General features: G+C 65.6%; 16 protein-coding genes. 9 read left to right on the forward strand and 7 right to left on the reverse strand.

What is annotated here, in order from left to right:
* Window positions 1–162: 162 nt before the first annotated feature.
* The gene (locus ElP_RS26890) at window positions 163–561 is read left to right on the forward strand and encodes a hypothetical protein (protein ID WP_145275526.1); all 399 of its coding nucleotides are present in this window, start codon (window positions 163–165) and stop codon (window positions 559–561) included.
* A 218-nt stretch (window positions 562–779) separates the two neighbouring features.
* On the opposite strand, the gene ElP_RS26895 is transcribed toward ElP_RS26890, so the two are convergent.
* On the reverse strand, window positions 780–1,346 hold the full coding sequence (locus tag ElP_RS26895; protein WP_145275528.1) for an SMI1/KNR4 family protein: 567 nt from the start codon (window positions 1,344–1,346) through the stop codon (window positions 780–782).
* Window positions 1,347–1,600: 254 nt separating this feature from the next.
* On the opposite strand from ElP_RS26895, the gene ElP_RS26900 reads away from it, so the two are divergent.
* Both ElP_RS26900 and ElP_RS26905 read left to right on the forward strand, forming a co-directional pair.
* Window positions 1,601–2,641, forward strand: coding sequence for a WD40/YVTN/BNR-like repeat-containing protein (locus ElP_RS26900; RefSeq protein ID WP_145275530.1), 1,041 nt, complete (start codon window positions 1,601–1,603; stop codon window positions 2,639–2,641).
* A 284-nt stretch (window positions 2,642–2,925) separates the two neighbouring features.
* Window positions 2,926–3,591, forward strand: coding sequence for a hypothetical protein (locus ElP_RS26905; protein ID WP_145275532.1), 666 nt, complete (start codon window positions 2,926–2,928; stop codon window positions 3,589–3,591).
* 304 nt (window positions 3,592–3,895) lie between these two features.
* On the opposite strand, the gene ElP_RS26910 is transcribed toward ElP_RS26905, so the two are convergent.
* On the reverse strand, window positions 3,896–4,477 hold the full coding sequence (locus ElP_RS26910; protein WP_145275534.1) for a DinB family protein: 582 nt from the start codon (window positions 4,475–4,477) through the stop codon (window positions 3,896–3,898).
* A 143-nt stretch (window positions 4,478–4,620) separates the two neighbouring features.
* On the opposite strand from ElP_RS26910, the gene ElP_RS26915 reads away from it, so the two are divergent.
* Window positions 4,621–5,094 carry a hypothetical protein gene (locus ElP_RS26915; RefSeq protein ID WP_145275536.1) on the forward strand — a complete coding sequence of 158 codons (474 nt, stop codon included), beginning with the start codon at window positions 4,621–4,623 and terminating at the stop codon, window positions 5,092–5,094.
* A gap of 45 nt (window positions 5,095–5,139) precedes the next feature.
* Here ElP_RS26915 and ElP_RS26920 read toward each other — a convergent pair whose 3' ends face one another.
* The 5 genes from ElP_RS26920 to ElP_RS26940 all read right to left on the reverse strand — a co-directional run bounded on the left by ElP_RS26920 (window position 5,140) and on the right by ElP_RS26940 (window position 10,980).
* Window positions 5,140–7,206 carry a DNA N-6-adenine-methyltransferase gene (locus ElP_RS26920; protein WP_145275538.1) on the reverse strand — a complete coding sequence of 689 codons (2,067 nt, stop codon included), beginning with the start codon at window positions 7,204–7,206 and terminating at the stop codon, window positions 5,140–5,142.
* 72 nt (window positions 7,207–7,278) lie between these two features.
* Window positions 7,279–8,553, reverse strand: a complete 1,275-nt coding sequence (locus tag ElP_RS26925; protein ID WP_197446403.1) for a ParB/RepB/Spo0J family partition protein — start codon at window positions 8,551–8,553, stop codon at window positions 7,279–7,281.
* Between the two features lie 79 nt (window positions 8,554–8,632).
* Window positions 8,633–9,142 (reverse strand): zinc metalloprotease, encoded by a 510-nt coding sequence (locus tag ElP_RS26930; RefSeq protein ID WP_145275542.1) that lies wholly within the window; start codon window positions 9,140–9,142, stop codon window positions 8,633–8,635.
* Between the two features lie 366 nt (window positions 9,143–9,508).
* On the reverse strand, window positions 9,509–10,123 hold the full coding sequence (locus ElP_RS38735; protein WP_197446404.1) for a WD40 domain-containing protein: 615 nt from the start codon (window positions 10,121–10,123) through the stop codon (window positions 9,509–9,511).
* Window positions 10,124–10,224: 101 nt separating this feature from the next.
* Complete coding sequence (locus ElP_RS26940) at window positions 10,225–10,980, reverse strand: class I SAM-dependent methyltransferase (protein ID WP_145275544.1); 756 nt, start codon at window positions 10,978–10,980, stop codon at window positions 10,225–10,227.
* A 346-nt stretch (window positions 10,981–11,326) separates the two neighbouring features.
* Here ElP_RS26940 and ElP_RS26945 point away from each other — a divergent pair, with 346 nt between their 5' ends.
* From ElP_RS26945 to ElP_RS26965, 5 genes are all read left to right on the forward strand, one after another.
* Entirely contained in the window at window positions 11,327–11,917 is a 591-nt protein-coding gene (locus tag ElP_RS26945; protein ID WP_145275546.1) for a DUF1819 family protein, read from the forward strand.
* On the forward strand, window positions 11,914–12,486 hold the full coding sequence (locus ElP_RS26950) for a DUF1788 domain-containing protein (RefSeq protein WP_145275548.1): 573 nt from the start codon (window positions 11,914–11,916) through the stop codon (window positions 12,484–12,486). Before ElP_RS26945 ends, ElP_RS26950 begins: the two co-directional genes overlap by 4 nt.
* A 14-nt stretch (window positions 12,487–12,500) precedes the next feature.
* Window positions 12,501–16,094: a BREX system P-loop protein BrxC gene (brxC, locus tag ElP_RS26955; protein WP_145275550.1), complete on the forward strand. Its 3,594-nt coding sequence runs from the start codon at window positions 12,501–12,503 to the stop codon at window positions 16,092–16,094.
* An 87-nt stretch (window positions 16,095–16,181) separates the two neighbouring features.
* Window positions 16,182–19,787: a BREX-1 system adenine-specific DNA-methyltransferase PglX gene (gene pglX, locus ElP_RS26960; RefSeq protein ID WP_145275552.1), complete on the forward strand. Its 3,606-nt coding sequence runs from the start codon at window positions 16,182–16,184 to the stop codon at window positions 19,785–19,787.
* Window positions 19,784–20,773, forward strand: coding sequence for a hypothetical protein (locus ElP_RS26965; protein ID WP_145275554.1), 990 nt, complete (start codon window positions 19,784–19,786; stop codon window positions 20,771–20,773). The genes pglX and ElP_RS26965 overlap by 4 nt, the downstream gene beginning before the upstream one ends.
* Window positions 20,774–20,777: the final 4 nt, after the last annotated feature.

The following is a 20,777-nucleotide window of genomic DNA, read 5'->3' on the forward strand; positions in this document are numbered from 1 at the left end:
CAAATTTGGCTCCAATGGAATCATGCTTCCACCGTCGAGCGTGGCCGGTCTTTTTACGGGGAGGAGTGCGAATTTATCCAGACGTACCAGATGCCTCTCCAGCAAAAGCTTTCCGACAATGGATGGGGGCGGATCGACCTCGTGGGGGTCTCGAGCAGGTGGATGCCCGTGGTCATCGAGTTGAAGCAAGCAAAGGGCAACGACACCTTGCTGCGGATGTTCTGCGAAGGGCTCGCTTATGCGTGCGCCCTAAGAAGGGCCTGGGATGGTGGGTCATTCAAAGCGGAATGGAAGGCGGCCATGGACCGCTACGGGATCACGCTCGTTGACGGGGAGACGATCCACGAAATTCCGGTCATTTTGCTCGCTCCGGCTGAATTCTGGGATCGGAAGGTGGGAAAGCCAGGCGTACGGTCCAGAGAAAAGGTGCCAGATGGGGCTTGGCAACCATTCCTTGAGTTAATCAAGCTAAGCAAATCAAAAGGTTACCCTATACATTTCGTCAGCTTAGATATCATCATTGGAAGTGGATTGGCTGTGAAGATACCCGGGGTGACCTGAATTGCACAACCTTGGCTCATTCGGCCGGCGGTCCGGCGGGCAGCGGAGGAGGGAACGACACCGGCGAAGAGGGAACAGCGGCCGAATGCCTTGGAGGCGATGGGCGGTGACGAGATGGACCGGTTACTGGTCGGGCCGGGGCGGCTCCGGGCCGGGAGGGGGGCGATGGGGGCGAGCGATCTCCCCATCGAGAATCGAGCCCGAACCGGGGCACCCCCTCACTCTTCCTCGTCTCGCTCGACCAGCCCACCATACTCCTCCGAGAGGATGTAGCGACCGGCTTCCAGGTCGTTGGTGAACCCCTCAAGCCATGACCGGAAGCTGCCGGCGACCCGAGGACGTGACGGCTCGTCGTGCCACATCTCGATGACCTGTCCGGCCTCCCTGCCGGGCGCCGGGTCGAGGTCCAGGCAGCGATGGTCGCCCGACCCGTTGTAGGTCAGCGGTATCCAGCGGGGGTTCCACCAGTCGTCCCGGACGCCCTCGTCCAGATCGCTCCGAATCCCGTCGAAGTCGCCGCCGTCCGGCAGGCCCTTCCAGACCGCCCACTCGGACCTGATCCGCCCTAGCGAGAGGAATTCTTCGGCGTCGAGCAGACCGGGGCCGTCCGACTCCTGCCCGTCGTGGATACGGTAGGATGCCCGCACGTCCTCGGGGAAGCTCACCTCCAGGTATGCTTCCGCCTCGGCGATCTGCTCGTCGGTCGCCCCCGGGCGCAGGCTCGCCAGGCACTCCGGGGCGTTGGCCCGGAGCCAGGTCTCGATACGGTCCCAGACGTGTTCCATGGCGGTCCGTCTCGCCTCGATCGAACTCCCGTGGTGGGCGGTTTCCCGGGCGGTCCATTATGCGGCGCCTGGTTCGCCTGGGGAACGAGGGACTCGGGATGATCGGCCGGCATCCGAAGTGGCGAGGTCAGTGATGGTCGCAGGGTGGAAATCGTCGCCGGGATGCTCGACCCCGGCGGCGTGGGCGAGGATCTCCGACCCGGTTCAGTTACGATCCGGGCCGTCTCGGACACGTCTCAAGGGAGACCGAAGCGATGAGGATCTGGACCGCCTTGTCGATCGTCATCCTCGTCACCGGTGTCTGCCCGGCCCAGTGGGAGCCCCAGGACAGCGGGACGGAGGCTCGGCTCCGGGGCCTGGGCGTCGTGTCCCGGGACGTTGCCTGGGCCAGCGGCAGCGGGGGCACGGTCCTCCGGACCACCGACGGCGGCAAGACCTGGACTCCCCGTCCGGTGCCGGGAGCCCCCAGCCTCGACTTCCGGGACATCGAGGCAATTGATGCCGACACCGCCCACCTGCTCTCGATCGGCGAGGGAGAGCAGTCGCGCATCTACAAGACGATCGACGGCGGGGAATCGTGGGGATTGCAATACACCAACCGGGACCCCGACGGCTTCCTGGACGCCATCGCTTTCTGGGACGCCGAGCATGGCCTGGCCCTGGGCGATCCGGTGAACGGTCGCTTCATTGTCCTGACGACCGACGACGGTGGCCGGAACTGGGAGCCGATTCCGGCCGAGGGCATGCCTCCGGCGTTACCCGGCGAGGCCGCCTTCGCCGCCAGCGGGACCTGCCTGGTGGTCCACGGAGAGGATGATGCCTGGTTCGCCACGGGCGGCGGCGGGGTGGCCCGAGTCTTCCGCTCGGCCGACCGGGGGAGGACCTGGACGGCCCACGAGACCCCCGTGCGGGCCGGCAACACCGCCTCGGGCCTCTTCTCGATCGCCTTCCGGGATGCGGACCACGGGGTCGCCGTCGGGGGCGACTACCAGGAGCCGGGGAAGACCGGGGGCTTCGTGGCCCTGACGTGCGACGGTGGAAAAACCTGGAGGTTGGCCCAGGGGGAACCGCCATCAGGCTATCGCTCGGCAGTGGCCTACGTGCCGGGGCTGGAGACGCCCACGCTGATCGCCGTCGGCCCCACGGGGTCGGACATCTCCGTGGACGGCGGCGAGTCCTGGCGACCGTTGGGCGAGCAGGGCTTCCATGCCGTCGGGTTCGCCGGTGCCGATGCCGGCTGGGCTGTGGGCGAGGACGGGTCGATCGCTCGCTTCATCGGGCCGACGGACAGATAGGGAGGCCACGCCTCGTCGGGCACGTCCTCTTCAGCGGCCTGCCGATCGTGACGGCGGCCGGGACCATCGAGGCCCTCCGGAGCCCACCGCCGCCGGCATTGGACGAGTCTGGCCTCTGGAAAGCGCCCCTGTTCTCCGGCTACACGCCGCCGTGGCGTACAAATCGCCAGGAATCGACCGATCATCACGCCTGCCGTCTCTAGCCTACAGTTCTCAAGATCGGCCTAACCTCCCGATCTCGAACTTGCTTCGATGACCGGTTATGTCCCCGAGGAGACGACCTCGTGAAAGACACCCGACCGAGCCGCCCCGCCGCTTCGAAGGAACCCAGGCCGACGAAGGGGGCGCCGAAACAGGAGGACTTCCCGGGCGAAAAGCCCCGGAAGGACTGGTCGGTGGAGAAGCTGACGGAGTATATCCTCGACGGGCTGGAGCAGGCCCGCCAGGAGCGCGAATCCCTGGTCCAACTCGGCGGCGGGGCGGCGGTCCGGACCTTCCGGGTGGGCCGGGCGCTGACCTACGTCCGGGACGGCCTCAAGCCGAAGAAGCAGTGGAAGGCGTGGCAGGAGGAGCACAAGTTGGCGGCCGGGACCGTGAGCGAGGCCATCCGGCTGTTCGAGCGGGCCAAGAGCGAGGACAAGATCAAGGGGCTCTCGATCACGGATGCCAAGGTCCGCTACCGGGTCATCGCCAAGCCGTCCGATCCGAAGGCGCCGGCCTCGATCCTCAAGCGATTGAAGCGGCACGGCAAGGGCCTGGCCGAGGCCCTCACGGAAGCCGCCGCCGTGGCCGACTGGGGCGATCTCGACATTTCAGAGGTGTGCGACATGATGTTGATGGTCGAGAAGGCCATCGAGGCGACCCATCCCGATCTGCTCATTGCGGTCAGGTCAACCGCCCGGATCGTAACCGATCGCCCCGTCTCCCGCGCTCCCGTGGCGGGGCAATAACTCGTGACGATCCCTCGTTCGAGCAAGAAGTAATGGCGATCCCGCCCTGCGAGGGTTCAGATTTCTGAACCTCCGACGTGCCCGTTGTCCCGTTGTGACGGCCACGAGGATGCCGAGGAGGAGTCCGGCATCCTCGTCATCTTTCGATCGAGTGACGCGATCAAGTTACCGGCTCGATGCAACTCACAACGTCGTTGCTCGGGCTGTTTACCATCGTACTGACCGAGTAGGCGGCAGTGCCCGTCGTCGCAGGCCGGGGCGGATGAGCAGGTAGTGCCCTCTCCTCCTGCCATCGTATTAAGCCCTACGCCCCCCGATCCGCCGCCTCGACCGAATACGTCGGGTCGGCCTCGTCCCAATGCACGTCCCCCGACGGCCCGTAGATCGCCGGCACCTGCCGCCCGGCCAGCCGCAGCCAGGTCTGCACCTGCGTCCGGTGGTGGCCGGTGTGCAGGACCCGCCGCCAGAACGTCCAGATGCGCTGCCGCTCCAGGCCCCCGAAGAACGGCCTCTCCTCCAGCCACCACTCCTTCGATGCTTTCGCAAGCTGGGGCAATCGCAGTTTCGCCAGGGAGACGTACCGGTCCAGGTAGGCTTGGACCGTGGGCCGCTCGCCCTCCGGAAGTAGCGCCCCGGCGGGCGGCTCCTCGGTGCCGACGAACTGGGCGAAGAAGCGGCGCTCCGAGAGTAGCTGGTGGACCAGGATGGCCCGGATCGAGTTGGTCTTCTCGTGCGGCCTGTAGTCCAGCAGGTCGTCGGGGACCGCCCGCCACATACTGGCCGTCTTGTTGGTCTCGCTGGCGTAGGTGGCGACGAGGTGGTCGAAGATCGGGTCCGCTGCCCAAGGGACCTCCTCGTCGGGGATGGCGACGTAATCGTAGTGCATGGCTGCTCCTGCTGGGCCCCAAAGGACGATCAGACCTGCCGCCCGAGTCGAGCCTGACGACCACAGAGACTACCCGTCCCATCGGTTACACTATGGATACTGACACCTCCCACTCCGGATCAACTCCAGATGGAGAGCATTCCATGACGACCGAGAAGAGGCAGAGCAAGGCCGGGTTCCTCCGGGAACTCTTCCGTGAGGACCCCGGCCTCACGCACGCCGAGGCCAACCAGGCTTGGAGTGCAGCGGGTTACGAGGGCGAGATTGGCGAAAGCTCGTTCTACAACGCGAAGACCGAGTACAACAAGCAGGCCGCCGGAGGCGCCGGGGTCGGTACGGGCCCCGGAAGGCGTGGTCCCAAGGTGGGGCGGGGCCCCGCTACCAAGCGGACCACCGGGCCGGCGGCGACCACGACGAACGGTCAGGAGCCCGTGGTGGCTACCGCCCCTCGTGCCCAGCCTTCCCGTGGTACCGAAAATCGGGAGCGTGTGCTGGTCGAGGCCGAGGCCGACATCGACGAACTGATCCTTAAGCTGAGGGACCAGGACGGCCTCCCCGAGGTCCTGGAGGCGCTGCGGCGGGCACGCCGGCTGCTGGCCCGGCAGCACGAGGCGTGAGGGGCCGGATCACAGGGCGTGCATCCGGCCGGAGACCCGTGCCGCTCATCCCCCGGAGATGCGACGACGGGCGATCTCCAGGTACTTAGCCTCCTTCTCGATCCCGATGACCCTCGACGCCCCGTGGTCGAGGGCCGCCTGGAGCATGGTACCGCTGCCGCAGAACGGGTCGAGCAGCACGCCGCCCTCGGGGAGCAGGTATCGGCACCACCAGGCCGCCACGTCGTACGGGGTCGCCGCCGGATGGCCACCCGTACCACCCTGGGCCCCGACGGCGACCGGCAGCAGGTTGAACGGCGTCGTACCGCCCCGCTCGTCGGCGGCCCCGGCGATCCGCCCGTTGCGGTAGGTCCGGCCGATCGAACTGGTACGCATCGCCATGTCCGCCCGGTTGCGGGCCGAGGTCGTCTCCGAGGGCGTCCAGAGCACGTTGTCCTGGTTGCGGTAGCAGTCGGGCGGCCCGAGCCAGACGCACAGCTTCACCGAATGACGCATCAACCCCTGCTTCCGGTTTGTGCCCGTCAGGGGCATGGCGTCGACAGCCCACCAGTAGGCGTCCTGCACGAGGTTCCACTCGCGTCCCGCCCGGAGCAGGAACTCCCAGGGCCAGAGCCGCATCCGCCCGACCCGCTCATAGTTGGGTTGGATGACGACGACCATCGAACCCTTCGGCTTGAGTAGCCGGCGGCACTCGGCCACGACGACCCGCATCAGGTCGTGCCAGTCGGCCTCGGTGATTCGGCCGTACTCCCGGTCCACCTCGGGGTAGATCGGGTCGGTGACCACGGCATCGACGCTGGCGTCCGGGAGCGACTTGAGCGCCTCCCGGCAATCGCCGTGGATCAAGGCGGTCGCGTCGATCCTCGCCCGCCGCTCGGCTTCCGATCGGGGGGCAGTCCTGATGGGCTTCGGCGCCTGGGGGAGTTTGAGATCGCCCGCCTTGGAGGGTCGATCGAGGGGGACGAAGGTGCCGTCCAGGCCGCAGGTACGAAGGGCCTCTCGATTCGAGTCCTTGCCTGGCGGGTCGTAGGCGATCAGCACGCTCGGGGCCACGGCGTTCTCCCCAGCCGGGGTGCCATCGGCCCGGCAGAAGCGGACCCGTCCCCGCAGGAACAGCAGGGCCGACGCCGCCCCCCAGACGCTCTCGGCGAACCAGGAGGTCTCGGTACGGGCGTACGTGAGGGCAATCCCGTCGCCGTGCTCGGCCAATCGCCTCAAAAAGTGCTGGGTCTGTGGGCCGTAGGGGGGATTCAAATAGACCCGACCGATCCAGAGCCGATGCAGGGCGTCGTCGGCCTCGGTGTAGTGGGTCCGGGCCGTTTCCCAGGGGCGCTCCGCAGGGGCACAGGGGTCGAGGTCGAATGTGCCGAGGGCGTCGAGCACGTACCGTGGCGTCAGCCACACATCCGTCTGGCCCCGGTAGGGCGGCTCGTGCCAGCCCATCCTCCCCGAGCGGTCGAGGTCGGGTGGAGGCCCCGGCCTCTCGTCGTCCTCGGCATCTTCGCCGTCGAGGTTGATGGCCAGGTCCGGCGGCTTGCGAGCGTACCCCTCCATCCCCCCGGCCTCGCCATTGACCGCCGGCTTGTGGGCCGGCTGGTTACGCTCGTCGACCCCGATCCGGGTCGGGCAGTGGAAAATCTTACCAGTGACCTCCATCTGCTGCCGGACGCTGGCGACCGTCGGGTGGCTCACCCCCAACTGCTTGGCGACCCAGCGGTCGGAACGCCTCGGAGTGTCCCTGAGTTGATCGGCGATGAGCGCCCGCTTGCTTGCCTGGTCGAGTTGCCTCCGGGCGAGGTTGAGCATCCGGGCCAGCGTACGCTTCTCCTGGTCGCTCAGGTCGGGCTTCACGATCTCCGGGCATACGTACCCCAGTTCGTCGGCGACCTGCTTGCGGTGGTTGCCGTCGATGATCCGCCGCCGGGGTCCGTCGGAATCGACCAGGATCGGGACGAGGACGCCGTTGAGGGCGACGTTGGACCGCAGGGCGTCGTACTGGTCGGCCGGGAGCGGCGGGAGTTCGAGCACGGCTTCGTAGACCGGCTTCGTCGCCTTCGAGGATACGCCGTCCCGGGTCGTCTTCCTGCTACTGCTACGAGGTGCTGTCGCCATCGTCGGTTCCTGGGCCTCGGATGTATCTGGCTGCCCGATATCAACGTCGAACGGGGATGCTTGCCGATCGCCTCATGACGATCCCGTCGCCAGGGGTACGGCCCCGCCTCCGGCCTTCAAGACCTCGTGGACCCTTCGCCGGGCCGCCCTGACCAGATCGCCGTCAATTTCCGTCCCCTCGAACCGCCTTCCTTCGCCGACCGTCGCCACAGCCGCCGGTACGGTCCCCGAGCAGACGAAGAGGTCGGCGATCACGTCCCCCGGCTCGCTGAGGGTCTTGACGAACTGGATGGCCTCCTCGATCGGTTGCTGCCACGGGTGGCTCGCCTTCTCCCGCGCCCCGGACTCGATCAGGTCCCGCAGAATCCTGGGCGTCTTGGTACGCCCGCCGAGTTTTTGAAAGAGCAAGACCGGCCTCCAGAGGGTCAGGATCGAGCCTCCGGAGCGAACGGCCCCCATCGAATCCTCATTGGTACAGGCGATCAGCCAGCGGTACGTCAGCCCTGCCCCGCAGAGCACGTCCAGGAACTCTTTCAGGTGAAAGTGCCCTGAGTACACGCAGGCGAACCCGCCCGGCTTGAGGATGCGGGAGACGGCCTCGGCGAATGGCACTCGTAACTCCTCATACTCCCCGAGCCAGGGCGGATCGGTGACGACCAGTTGGACCGATTCCGATTCGATCCGGCCACCCAGCTTGCGGAAGTCGAGGGCGTGGATTTTGAAGTCGGTGGGCAGCGCCGGGGCGGTCCGGCCCAGGAGTTCTTTGCATTCCAACTCGAATCGCCGCTTGTTGAGGGTCCGAAGCGAGGCCCCGCCCTCGGGGGCATCGTCCCCCAGTTCGGCGAGCAGCCGGCCGGCAATCCGAGCCACGCTGGGGTTCTCGACGGAGGTCGCCGGGTAGTGGTAGGTCTTTCCGTCCCGGCCGGTGATCGCCGCAGGTGTTGTAAATGCACCACCTGAGACGAGCCGCTTGCGGGCCCGGCTCACCGTGCTGTGATCGACCCGGAACAGGTCGGCCACCTCCCGGGTGGACTTGCTCGGCGACTCGGCGAGGACCATCTCCAGGAGCCGCTGCCGCTCGGCCCGGCTGAGGTGCCGCCGCTCGACGTTCAGCCGGATGGCCAGTTCCTTGCGCTCGGCGTCGGAGAGTGTGCCCAGGACCCGCAGCGGGTACTTGGTCAGCCCGAGTTCCCGAATCGCCCGCCAGCGCTCATGGCCGTCGATCAGCAGATGGTCGGCGGTGATCAGGAGCGGTTGGAGGACGCCCCGATCCCGGATGCTGTCGCGTAGCTGCTCATACTCCTGCGGCGGCAGCGGCGGCAGGACGGGGGCCTCGGTCAACTTCATGGGGGCGGCTCCTGGTTCGGTGTCCATCCCCAAGATAGGACGTGGGACGGGACGTACCAGGAGATGCCGATGCCGGGGCCTACGAAGAGGGCCGTGGGCTCTGGAGGAGGGCCTTGATCTCGGGGCCGGTCAGCTTGCGTTTGTCGAGTAACTCGTCGGCAAGCCCCAGGAGCCGGTCCCAGTAGGTGTTCAGGACGAGTACCGTCTTTGATGCGAGTTCCTTCATGTGGGCCTCGACATCCTCCCCGGCTTCGGCCGCCAGGGCGGCGGCATGAACCATCGGATCGAGGTCGGTCTCGGTCGGCTCTTTCCTCAAGGGCGTGCCCCGATACAGCCGGACGGCGAGGTCTCCGGCCATGCCGACCATGGCTTCACGGTCGGCGAGGGGGCGACTATGCCGGTCTTTCGAGGCCCAGGCGGGCGGCCCGGGGTAGTACGCCTGCCCCCACGAGTTCAAGGACCGGGGCCGCCTGCGGAGGCGGGCGTACTCCTCGTCGGAGACCATCGCCAGGCCGAGGATCGGGCGACCCGTGGCCCAGGCCAGGACGGCGTGGGCGGCCTCGTGTACGGCGATCTCATACAGCGACATCGCCAGGCCCCTGGACCCGGCGGCGATTCGCCGACGATCGCGTGCTCGTGCTCGGTTCCCCATGCCGTATGTATGCTTGGGGTTCGAAGAACCTGCCCACGGCCTCCCCGTTATGAACAAAAGAACAGGAGACCGGGTGGCTAAAACCTCCTCCTCGGGACCCTGGCCGGGACTCCGGAGTCCCCGCTTCGACGAGCCCAAAGCGCCTGCCCTACCGTTGCCGTTCCATCCACCCCGGCAGATGGGACCCACTCCAGATTTTTTCTCCGAATTCTTTAGTACTTGGAAGCCAAACGGGGGCATCACTCGTACCTGCGTCCCTGGGTCCGTGAACGTCGGGCTCGGGGTGGCCCGAAATCGCCCCGATCAAGTCCCGGACGCAGCAGGAGCCTGACCCTGTACCTCCTGGTCTGGGCGTCTGCTTTGCAACCACCGGGAAAAGTGGCCCCCCAGGTAGGCCAGCAGAAGGGCAACGAGCGTGTGGCCGACCCGCAGGAAGTGCTCCGAGGTACCACCCGGCCCGCCGATCGGCTTGCCCGTGGTCACGTCCCAGATGCGGACCGACCCCTGGCTCCCGGAGGCCAGGATACGCCCGTTCGGGGAGAAGGCGACCGAGGCGAGGGCGTTGGCCCGATTCCCGGGGCCGATCGTCCAGACGGAGGAGGAGATCAGGTCATCCCTCCCCGGCATCCGGGCGTCGAGGGCAACAAGTGCCCGGGTCGTCAGCAGCCGGGCCTCGATCGGCGGGACCAGGCTGGCCCCCAGGTAGGCCCCGCCGACCAGGGCGAAGCCAAGCCAGTACGCCCGTCGGCCCCCGGGGCGGTGGACGGCCACCAGGACCGCCAGGGCCAGCAGGCCAAGGGCCAGGCTGAACAGGGCGCTATCCCAGAGGGCGTCGGCCTGCCGGAGGGCGGCGACGGCAACGGCAACGAACAGGACGACGACCAGCATGGCGGCGATCGAGAACCGAAAGCGTCTCATGGCCGGCTCCGGAAGTTCGGATCGAAAGGTGACCGGACGCCGGACGCGATCGTAATTCCTTCGGGGATGGGCTTCAACGACGATTCGCAGGCCGACGTAGCTCAAGGGTCCGCCGTCACCCGCCCGACCCGCAGGTGCAGCGGCCAGACGACCTCCCGCTCTCGGCCCGGGTCGCCCCAGGCCGCTTCGAGGTCGTCCCGAATCTCGTCCAATGGGTCCCGGCCACGGTCGGCCCGGTAGCGCTGCGACGACGACCATGTGCCCAGGTAGCCGACCAGGCGTTCCAGGTCCCAATGCTGGATCATCTCGAAAGAAGGAGATGTAAACTCATCGAAGGGGAACGGCAGGGTCCGGTAGCCGGCCTCGACCAGCAGCCGCTCCGGCGGCCAGTAGCCCCCGACGACCTCGGCGTAGTAGCGCCCGACGACGGCATCGACCCCCGGGTCGATCGCGTGCAACTGGTAGCACCAGCACGCCAGGACGGCCCCGGGGCGGCAGGCCCGCCGGACCTCGGCGTAGAAGCGGTCGTGGTCCAGCCAGTGGAGGGCCTGGGCGACGGTCACCAGATCGACCGTTCCGTCGGGGATCGGGGTCCGCTCGGCGGGGGCGACGAGGTAAGCGATCCGCTCGTGGGGACGGGCCTGGGCGACCTGGGCGGCGCTGGCGTCGGTGGCGACGACGGAGCGGAAGTGGGGCGTCAGGCCGTGGGCCGCCTGACCGCTGCCGGTGGCACAGTCCCAGGCCAGGTCATGGCCCGGGGCCAGGGACGCCAGGTAGGCGAAGAGGGCCTCCGGGTAGGTGGGGCGGAAGGCCCCGTAGCGGTCGGAGTGCCCGGAGAAGTGGTCCTTGAAGGTCATGAGCGTCCTACCCCGGGCATCATCACTCACCCCTGGCCCCTGCGGCTCTGCCGGGCGACCTATCGTATCATTGAACTACGCCTCCAAAGCCGATAGTCTAGCCATCTGAAACCAACCAATCACGCAAATCGTGCAGGTCGGCGTGGACCTGGATCGAACGCCGCAAGTTCATGGTGCATCAATGGTTGCCGGGCAACAGCCGTTCCCAGCCGAGAGGCAATCTGCTAGAATCGTCCCCCGATTCGGCGTCGTGACCCCGGCCGGTGGCTTCGACCCGTCGGGGGGACCGACCGGGCACCCCGGGCGGGCCGGTCGGACGGCCGGTGACGGTGCCCGAGGGGAACGGATGCGGTATCGGGCGAACCTGACGGCGGGGGGGATCAAGCTGCGGGAGAGCCGGGTCATCGCCGACCTGCTGCTCCGGGGGGTCGATGCGGCGGGGTGGCGGGCCGCCATCGTCGAGGACAACGCCCTCCAGGCCCGGAGCCCCGCCTCGGCCAGGAGGCTCACCACCCTGATCCGGGGGCGCCTGGCGACGATGGGGCCGGGCCTCTGGGGGCTCGTGAGGGACGGCTCGGCCACCGTCGCAACCCACGCCGTCCTGGCCGCCGCCGTCAAGCAGTGCCCCCTGCTCGCCGACTTCCTCGATCTGGCCGTCCGGGAGCAATACCGGCTCTACCGGGACGTGCTGACCTATGGCGTGTGGGACGACTACCTCGAAGGCTGCCGGGAACGCGACCCCGAGATGCCCGAGTGGCACGATTCGACGCGACACCGGCTGCGGTCCTCGGTGTACCAGGCCCTCGCCCAGGCCGGCTACATCGAGAGCACCCGGACCCGGAGGCTCCGCGCGGCCTACCCCTCCGGCGAGGTGACCCGCTACCTGGAGGACCACGACGAGCGCCACGTCCTCCGCTGCATCCGGGTGGCCCCATGAGCGACGACCTCAACGAGCGGCTCAACCGCATCCTGCCCCGGATCACCTCGGACGACTTCCTCAGCGGAGGCGGGATCGGCAACGAGATCGCCTTCTACATCTTCGACTACCCGCCCGAGGACGAATTGCGGGTGCGGGACTTCATCCGGGTGCTGCTGGAGCACCTGCCCAAGCAGCGGCCCGACCTGCGGGTCAAGCACGTCAACCTCTTCGACTTCGTGCTGGACTACCTCCGGGGCCGCAGCCTGCTGGAGAAGGCCATCCGGATGCAGCGAGAGAAGGGGGACGAGGCCCTCATGAAGGCGCTCGCCGGCCCCCTGCACGAGACGAAGCTGGCCGCCGTCTTCGCCGAGGTGGCCCGGCCCGACCGGCACGACCTCGTGCTCGTCTCCGGAGTCGGCGGCGCGTGGCCGCTGCTTCGGTCGCACACGCTGCTGAATAACCTGCACCCCGTCATGGGGCAGACGCCGCTGGTGATGTTCTACCCCGGGCGCTACGACCGCCAGTCGCTCCGGCTGTTCGGCAAGGTGAAGAGTAACAACTACTACCGGGCGTTCAAGCTGGTCTAGCTGGGGAGGCCGCCGTGCTGATCAAGAACCTCTTCGAACGCGACATCTTCCGGCCCATCAACGGGGTCGTGAAGGCCGACCAGTTGGACGAGTCCTCCGTCTGGCAGGAGTTGGACGAGTTCGTCGTCACCCGGGAACTCGACGGGCACTTCCGCAAGTTCTTCGCCTCCTACACCGACGCCCTGGATCGCCCCCTGGACCCCAACGTGGCCGGCGGGATCGGCGTCTGGGTCTCCGGCTTCTTCGGGTCGGGCAAGTCGCACTTCCTCAAGGTCCTGTCCTACTTGCTGGAGAACGCCCCCCACGCGCACGACGGCGAGGATCGGCGGGCGGTCGAGTTCTTCGACGGCAAGATCAAGGACGCGATGCTCCTCGGCGACATCAAGCGGGCCGTCGCCTCGGACACGGATGTCATCCTCTTCAACATCGACAGCAAGGCCGACCACCGCGCCGGCCGGGACGCCATCCTGTACGTCTTCCTCAAGGTCCTCAACGAGATGCAGGGCTACAGCGGGGACCACCCGCACATCGCCCACATGGAGCGCCACCTGGAGGCCAAGGGGCGGCTGGCGGCGTTCCACGACGCCTATCGCAGGCACACCGGCACCGAATGGGCCGACGAGCGGGACGCCTACCAGTTCAACCGGGATGAGGTCGTCAAGGCCCTGGCCGAGACGCTGGGCCAGAGCCAGCAGGCCGTCGAGAAGTGGATCGACGGGGCCGAGGACAACTTCTCGATCACCGTCGAGAACTTCTCCAGGTGGGTCCGGGAGTACCTCGACTCCCGGGGGCCGGGACGCCGGATCATCTTCCTGGTCGATGAGGTCGGCCAGTTCATCGGCACCGACTCGCACCTGATGCTCAACTTGCAGACGATCACCGAGAACCTGGGCACGGCCTGCAAGGGCCGGGCCTGGGTCGTGGTCACGTCGCAGGAGGACATCGACGCCGTGCTGGGGGAGATGAAGACCTCCAAGGCCAACGACTTCTCCAAGATTCAGGGCCGGTTCAAGACCCGGCTGTCGCTCTCCAGCGCCAACGTCGATGAGGTGATCCAGGCCCGGCTCCTGGCCAAGGTGCCCGGGGCCGTGGGCGAACTGGAGGGGCTGTACAAGACGCAGGGCGACATCCTCAAGAACCAACTGACGTTTAAGGACTGCGGGATGACCTTCCGGCCCTACCGGGACGGCGAGGATTTCGTCCGGAACTACCCGTTCGCCCCGTACCAGTTCCAGCTTGTCCAGAAGATATTCGAGGCGATCCGCAAGGTCGGGGCCTCGGGGATGCACCTGGCGCGCGGCGAGCGGTCGATGCTCGACGCCTTCCAGACGGCGGCCAAGGCCGCCTCCATCGAGGAGGTCGGCGTCCTGGTGCCGCTCCACGACTTCTACCCGTCCATCGAGAGCTTCCTGGACACGGCGGTCAAGAAGACGATCGACCAGGCCGAGTCGAACCCGGGCCTGGAGCCGTTCGACATCCGCCTGCTCCAGGTCCTCTTCCTGATCCGCTACGTGGAGGAGATGAGGGGGAACGTGGACAACCTCGTGACCCTCTGCCTGGAGCGGATCGACGCCGACCGGCTGGGCCTGCGGCGGCGGATCGAGGAGGGCCTGGCGCGGCTGGAGAAGGAGACGCTGATCAGCCGCAACGGCGACCTCTACTCGTTCCTCACCAACGAGGAGCGGGACATCAACAAGGAGATCAAGCTCGTCGAGTTGTCGGGCGGCGCGGAGGCGAAGCTGCTCGGCGAACTGGTCTTCGACGAGGTGCTCCGTGGCCAGCGGAAGCACCGGTATTCCGCCAACAAGGTGGACTTCGACTTCAACCGCCGCTGCGACGGGCACCCGATCGGCAACCAGAAGGACGGGGCGCTGCTCGTCTCGGTCATCACGCCGATGGCCGACGACTACGAATACTACCTGGACAAGGGCAAGTGCGTCCTGGACAGCAACGCCGAGGGGGGCATCGTCCTGATCCGCCTCGGCAACGAGGGAAGCCTGGGACGGGACATCCGCACGTATCTCCAGACGGAGCGGTATCTCACCCAGAAGAACGACGGCACCCAGGGAGACTCGACCAAACGCATCTTCCGGGGACTGGCCGACGAGAACCAGGAACGCCGGAAGCGGCTCGCTGCCCTGCTGGCCGAGATGGTCGCCGAAGCCGAGTATTTCGTGGCGGGCCAACCGCACAAGGTCAAGGCGACGACGCCGCAGGCGGCCCTGGACGAGGCGATGGAGTACCTCGTCCAGAACACCTTCGGCAAGATGAGCCACCTGGAGCGCCTCACCGCCGAGCCGCTCAAGGAGGTCCAGGCCGTCCTCCGGAGCAACGACACCGCCAAGGAGGCGATGCTGTTCCAGACCGGGGAGAACAACCCCCAGGCCATCGAGGACGTGCGGGGCCACGTCGCCCTCTGCGCCCAGGCCAGCCGGCAGGTCGTCCTGCACGACCTGATCGAGAAGCGGTATTCCGTCCGGCCCTACGGCTGGCCGGACGAGGAGGTGCTGCTGCTGGTGGCCCGGCTGCTGGTCCTGGGCGAGATCGGCCTGATGATGGACGGGGCGTTGCTGCCGATGGACCGGGCGTATGAGGCGATCACCTCCCCGGCCAAGCGGCGGAAGATCACGGTGATCAGGCGCCAAACCTCCGACCCGAAGGCCGTCCAGAACGCCCGGAACCTCGGCAAGGAGCTATTCGCCGAGATGGGGCCGGACGGCGAGGACGCCCTGTTCTCGTTCCTCCGGGGCCGGCTGAAGGACTGGCAGGCGAACCTGAACACGTACAAGACCCTGGCCGAGACGGGGGGCTACCCCGGGGCCGAGGAGATCGCCGAGGGCCTGACGCTCGTCAACAAGCTGCTGACCGACATGGACAGCTACAAGTTCATCGAGCGGTTCAACACCCTGCGGGCTGACCTGCTCGACTTCGCCGACGACTACCACAACCTGGAGCACTTCTACGTCCACCAGAAGCCGACCTGGGAGAAGCTCCGCAAGGCCGGGGAGAAATTCGCCCTGAACCGGCTGGAACTGGAGCGGGATGCCCAGGCGGGCCCGGCGCTGAGGAGGATCGGGGAGATACTGGCGGCCCCGGCCCCCTACGAGATGATCAAGGACGCCGAGGGGCTCATCGGCGCGGTCGGGGCGGTCAACACGGCCCTGATCGCCGACCGCCGCAAGCAGGCCGTCGGGCGGGTCGACGACCACTACGCCACCCTGACCGCCGACCTGGCCTCGATCCAGGCCGACCCGGGGCTCAAGGCGGCGTGCCTCAAGCCACTGGAGCGCCTGAAGGGGCAGGTGGAGCGGGAGGAGAGCCTGGCCCACATCACCCAGGCCGAGGCCGAGGCGGTCAGGGAGTTCGACGACGCAGTGGCCCGGATCGAGGAGTTCGCCCGCAAGGCGGCGGAACCGGGCGTCGACCGGGGGAACGGTGCCGTGGTGGTCACGCCCCCGACCGTCAAGAAGCTGCGGGTGGTCCGGCCCGCCGAGTTGGTGAAGTCGGCGTACCTGGAGACCGACGACGACGTGAACGGCTTCCTCGACTCTTTGCGGAGGGAGCTTGAAGCGGCCCTGGGCAAAGACGAACGCATCCAGATTCGGTGATTCGGTCCCAGCACGGGGGACATCGGTCCCCAATCCCCCTCATTCGTCGTGCCTGTTGAACGAGAGCCCCCCGTCGCAAGTAGGCCCATGAACCGCACGAAGCTGAAGAACTACGCCCCCCAGGCCCGCCGGGACTTCATCCGCATGGTGACGGACCGGGCGGCGTACTTCGGCCTGACCCCGAAGAAGGTCGAGCCGATCGTCGAGCAGGGGGACGCCGTGGTGATCGCCGGTCGGGCCCATCCCCGGCGGGTGGCGGCCCAGCGCCGGGCGCTGGAGGAGCGGATCGGGCGGGACGGCTTCGACCGGACCATGGAGGCGCTGGCCTATACGTGGTTCAACCGGTTGGTCGCCATCCGGTTCATGGAGTTGCACGACTACCTGGAGAACGGCGAGGGCGGGGCAAGCTACCGGGTCCTGAGCCACCCCGAGGGCAAGGCGACCCCGGAGGTGCTCGAAAAGGCCGAGCATGTCGAGTTGCCGGGCCTGAAGCGGCAGCGGGTCATCGACCTGAAGCTGGAGGGGACGAAGGAGGGCGAACTCTACCGGCTGCTGCTGGTGGCCCAGTGCAACGCCCTGCACGACGCCATGCCGTTCCTGTTCGAGAAGATCGACGACGAGACGGAACTGGTCCTGCCGGAGGGCCTGCTGCACTCCGACTCGTCGATCCGCAAGCTCGTGGCCGGGATTGACGAGGAGGACTGGGGCGAGGTCGAGATCATCGGCTGGCTCTACGAGGCATACATCTCCGAGCGCTACGAGGAGGTCATCGGCAAGGTCGTCCCCAGCGCCGACATCCCGGCGGCCACGCAGCGGTTCACGCCCAAGTGGATCGTCCGCTACCTCGTCCAGAACACGCTTGGGCGGCTCTGGCTGGCGACCTATCCGCAGTCGCCGCTCAAGGGCGAGATGAGGTACTACATCGAGCCCGCCGAGCAGGCGCCCGAGGTCCAGGAGCAACTCCGGGAGATCACGCCGACGAGCCTCAACCCCGAGGAGATCACGTTCCTCGACCCGGCGTGCGGCTCGGCCCACATCCTGGTGGAGGCGTACGACCTATTCAGGGCGATCTACCAGGAGCGGGGCTACCGGGCCAGGGACATCCCCCGTCTGATCCTGGGCAAGAACCTCTTCGGCTTGGAGATCGACGACCGAGCCGCCCAGCTTGCAGCCTTCGCCCTGATGATGAAGGCACGGGCCGACGACCGCCGCATCTTCGACCAGAAGATTCAGCCGCAGGTCCGGGCACTGGTCCAGACCGACGGGATGGACGCCGAGGACATTGCGGCGGCCCTGAACGTCTCGGCCTCGAAGGAGACGGCGCCGCCAGGCCAGCTTTTCGAGACGGAGGACGACCTATTCACCCGGGCTGCCTCGACGGCGACCCGCCCGCAGTACACCTCCCTGACGGACGTGACGGTCCTTGTGGACTTGTTCCAGCATGCCAAGACGTTCGGCTCGCTCATCCAGGTGCCCTCGGCAATGGCTGCTCGCCTGCCGCAGATCGAGCAGAGGTGCCGGGAGGTGGCTGGGCATACGAGTGAGATCGCAAGCCGGACGGCGGCCATCTTCCTTCCCGTCATCGAGCAAACCCGGATGCTGGCCGGTTCGTACGATCTCGTGTTAGCAAATCCGCCTTATATGGGCAGCAAATACTACGATAGCACGCTCAAGGTGTTCATCAACAAGCAATACCAAGACGCCAAGGCTGATCTGTACGCTTGTTTCATTCGCAGGAACTCCGACTTTGTTGCCCCGAACGGATTCGTCGGGATGATCACGATTCCGAACTGGATGTTCCTTCCGAGCTTCGAGGATGTTCGAAAGCGTCTCTTGGCACTCCAAACGATCGACACCTTCATTCACAACGGACGTGGGGTGTTCGGGTCAGACTTTGGCAGTTGCAGCTTTGTTTATCGGAACGCCAGGCTGTCTGGATATCGAGGCACGTTCAGAAAACTCTTCGAGAGACAGGGTAGTGTTACAAGCAACGAGGAACTGGAAGCCCGTTTCTTCATTACGCCAACCCACTCGCCAAGCAACACTGACTTCTCCCAAGTTCCAGGGAGTCCGCTGGCGTATTGGCTTACCAAGAGTACCCTCGACATCTATGGCTCGGCAAAGCTACTAGGAACAATTGCCGAACCTCGTGTAGGTCTTCAGACTGGAAGCAACGAAGAATTTGTAAGAATCTGGTATGAAGTTTCGTTCAAGAGAATCGGCCTGGGGCTTGTGGACAGCCAACAAGCGGAAGCCAGTAAGAAGAAGTGGTTCCCATACAACAAAGGAGGCGAATACCGCAGATGGTTCGGGAACAACATCTGGGTTGTGAACTGGGAGGCTGACGGGAAGGCGATCCGAGCAAATACTCCCAGGTCTGTCGTGCGAAATCAGAACTACTACTTCAGGGAAGGAGTTACATGGACGACTACCAGTTATGGTTACTTTGGAGTGCGCTACACAGACCCCGGATTTCTGTTTGATGTCAAGGGAGCAAGTTGCTTCTCCAGGAAGGACCAGCTTCACACCATCCTCGGCCTCCTTGCAAGCCCTGTTTCCAAGCACATACTGGATGCAACAAATCCTACGACAGAGAATCAGGTCGGCAATATTAAAGACTTGCCAGTGCTGGAGATGGATACCAAGAGTCAGGCGACGACGGAGCATACAGTTCGTATCGCCATCGAACTGGCACGAGAAGATTGGGACTCATTCGAGACCTCTTGGAGCTTTCAGGTCCTCCCCGCACTTCGACACAGAGCGATCAAGGCACATCAGTCTCAAGAGGCCGCCGAGAAAGAATACTTGGGCCGCTTCCAACGCATGAAAATCTTGGAATTTGAGAATAGCCGCCTTTTCATCGAAGCCTATGGTCTTCGGGATGAGCTTTCCCCCGAGGTCCCCGACGACCAGATCACTCTCTACCGCCCCAACCGGGAAGAGGACATCAAGCGGCTGATCTCCTACGCCATCGGATGCGTCATGGGCCGCTACAGCCTCGACAAGCCGGGGCTGGTCTATGCCCAAGGCGGCAACGTCGGCTTCGACCCCGATCAGCACACGACCTTCCCCGCCGACGACGACGGCATCGTCCCCCTTCTCGAAGCCGACTGGGGCATCCCCGACGACGCGGCGAGCCGCATCGAGCAGTTTGTCGGCGCGGCCTGGCCCGGGGAGCACCTCGAAGAGAACCTGGCGTTCATCGCCGAAGCCCTCAACCCCTCCCGGGGCGAGCGGTCCCGGGACACGATCCGCCGCTACCTTGCCACGGGGTTCTACAAGGACCACCTCCGCTGGTACAAACGGCGCCCCATCTACTGGCTGTTCTCCAGCGGCAGGCGTCGGGCCTTCCAGTGCCTCGTCTACCTGCACCGCTACCACGAGGGCACGCTCGCCCGGATGCGGACCGAGTACGTCATCCCGCTCCAGGGCCAGATCGCCGCCCGCATCGAGCGACTCGAAGGCGACAAGGCCCAGGCGCCCTCGACCTCCCGCCGCCACAAGCTCCAGAAGGAACAGGACGACCTCAAGAAGCAACAGGCCGAACTGCTCTCCTTCGACGAGGTGCTCAAGCACCACGCCGACCAGAGGATCACCCTCGACCTGGACGACGGCGTGAAGGTCAACTACGGCAAGTTCGGCACCCTGCTGGCTGAGGTCAAGGCGGTCACTGGGGGAGGTGGCGACGAATGACTGCCCTCTCGTTCGAGCGTATCATCTCGATTGACTGGTCTGGAGCAGATATAGAGACCGAGGAGGTCGATCTCGGTGTCGCTCTCTACGACGCGACTGAGGACGCACTCTCCATTGTGGGCCTGGAGGACTTGGAGGATTGGTCTCGTAAGTCCTGTCGGAGATGGTTGGTGGAGCGTTTGAAAGAGCCTCGCCCAACTCTTGTGGCTGTAGACTTCGGGTTCGGCCTCCCGTGGAATTCAGATCTGGCGATATTCTCTGTTTCTGGATGGAGGAAGATGGTTAGTCGTCTTGGGGCCCTATATCAATCATACAAGACCGCAAGGGCTACTGCATCTGCAATTAATGGAATGCCTCAATTCGGCGGTCACGGCCCCTATCGAATAGACTATGACCGTTCCGATCGCCATTTTTACATCGACCGCCAAGTCGGGTATTACCGTTTAGCGGAATTGGCTTCTCCTCAAGCAATTAGCCAATGGTACATGGGGTACGGGCCGGCGGTTGCCTTCCATACAATTACGGGGCTTTACTGTCTTGATCTTCTACTTGGCTTGAGAGACCAGGGAGTCATTGACTTCGAGATTTGGCCACACGAGACGATCAGCCCAGATTCATCGAAGCACGTTCTTGCGGAAAGTTATCCTGCATTGACTGTTCCTCTTCTATGCCCGCACTGCAACGCACCCTACCCTAAGTCAAAGGGCAAACAGCGAAAAAATTCGTCGGGCCAGCAAGCGGACAAGAAGAAAAAAGCCAAGAAGAAGTACGAGCCAAAGCAGTGCATGGGCTGTAATCAGCTAGGCCCCTGGATTGACCCTCATGACGAGGATGCTTGGCGTGTACTCGCCAGTCTCGTCAACGCGCAGCGAGCCGGCGAATTAGCTCACTTGTTTCGGATTACGCAGCATCCTTTTGGCCGCTACGACGGCATTGATTTTATTGATCAGGTCAAGTTCGAGGGATACATCCTTGGCCTGGGTTAGCAGA

The organism is Tautonia plasticadhaerens (assembly GCF_007752535.1).
Taxonomy (GTDB): domain Bacteria; phylum Planctomycetota; class Planctomycetia; order Isosphaerales; family Isosphaeraceae; genus Tautonia; species Tautonia plasticadhaerens.

Coding starts and splice junctions, on each gene's coding strand:
- ElP_RS26945 (WP_145275546.1), top strand. CDS start 11,327: ATGCGGTATCGGGCGAACCTGACGGCGGGGGGGATCAAGCTGCGGGAG.
- ElP_RS26915 (WP_145275536.1), top strand. CDS start 4,621: ATGACGACCGAGAAGAGGCAGAGCAAGGCCGGGTTCCTCCGGGAACTC.
- ElP_RS38735 (WP_197446404.1), bottom strand. CDS start 10,123: ATGAGACGCTTTCGGTTCTCGATCGCCGCCATGCTGGTCGTCGTCCTG.
- ElP_RS26900 (WP_145275530.1), top strand. CDS start 1,601: ATGAGGATCTGGACCGCCTTGTCGATCGTCATCCTCGTCACCGGTGTC.
- ElP_RS26925 (WP_197446403.1), bottom strand. CDS start 8,553: ATGAAGTTGACCGAGGCCCCCGTCCTGCCGCCGCTGCCGCCGCAGGAG.
- ElP_RS26890 (WP_145275526.1), top strand. CDS start 163: ATGCCCGTGGTCATCGAGTTGAAGCAAGCAAAGGGCAACGACACCTTG.
- ElP_RS26965 (WP_145275554.1), top strand. CDS start 19,784: ATGACTGCCCTCTCGTTCGAGCGTATCATCTCGATTGACTGGTCTGGA.
- ElP_RS26930 (WP_145275542.1), bottom strand. CDS start 9,142: ATGTCGCTGTATGAGATCGCCGTACACGAGGCCGCCCACGCCGTCCTG.
- ElP_RS26895 (WP_145275528.1), bottom strand. CDS start 1,346: ATGGAACACGTCTGGGACCGTATCGAGACCTGGCTCCGGGCCAACGCC.
- ElP_RS26910 (WP_145275534.1), bottom strand. CDS start 4,477: ATGCACTACGATTACGTCGCCATCCCCGACGAGGAGGTCCCTTGGGCA.
- pglX (WP_145275552.1), top strand. CDS start 16,182: ATGAACCGCACGAAGCTGAAGAACTACGCCCCCCAGGCCCGCCGGGAC.
- ElP_RS26920 (WP_145275538.1), bottom strand. CDS start 7,206: ATGGCGACAGCACCTCGTAGCAGTAGCAGGAAGACGACCCGGGACGGC.
- ElP_RS26950 (WP_145275548.1), top strand. CDS start 11,914: ATGAGCGACGACCTCAACGAGCGGCTCAACCGCATCCTGCCCCGGATC.
- ElP_RS26940 (WP_145275544.1), bottom strand. CDS start 10,980: ATGACCTTCAAGGACCACTTCTCCGGGCACTCCGACCGCTACGGGGCC.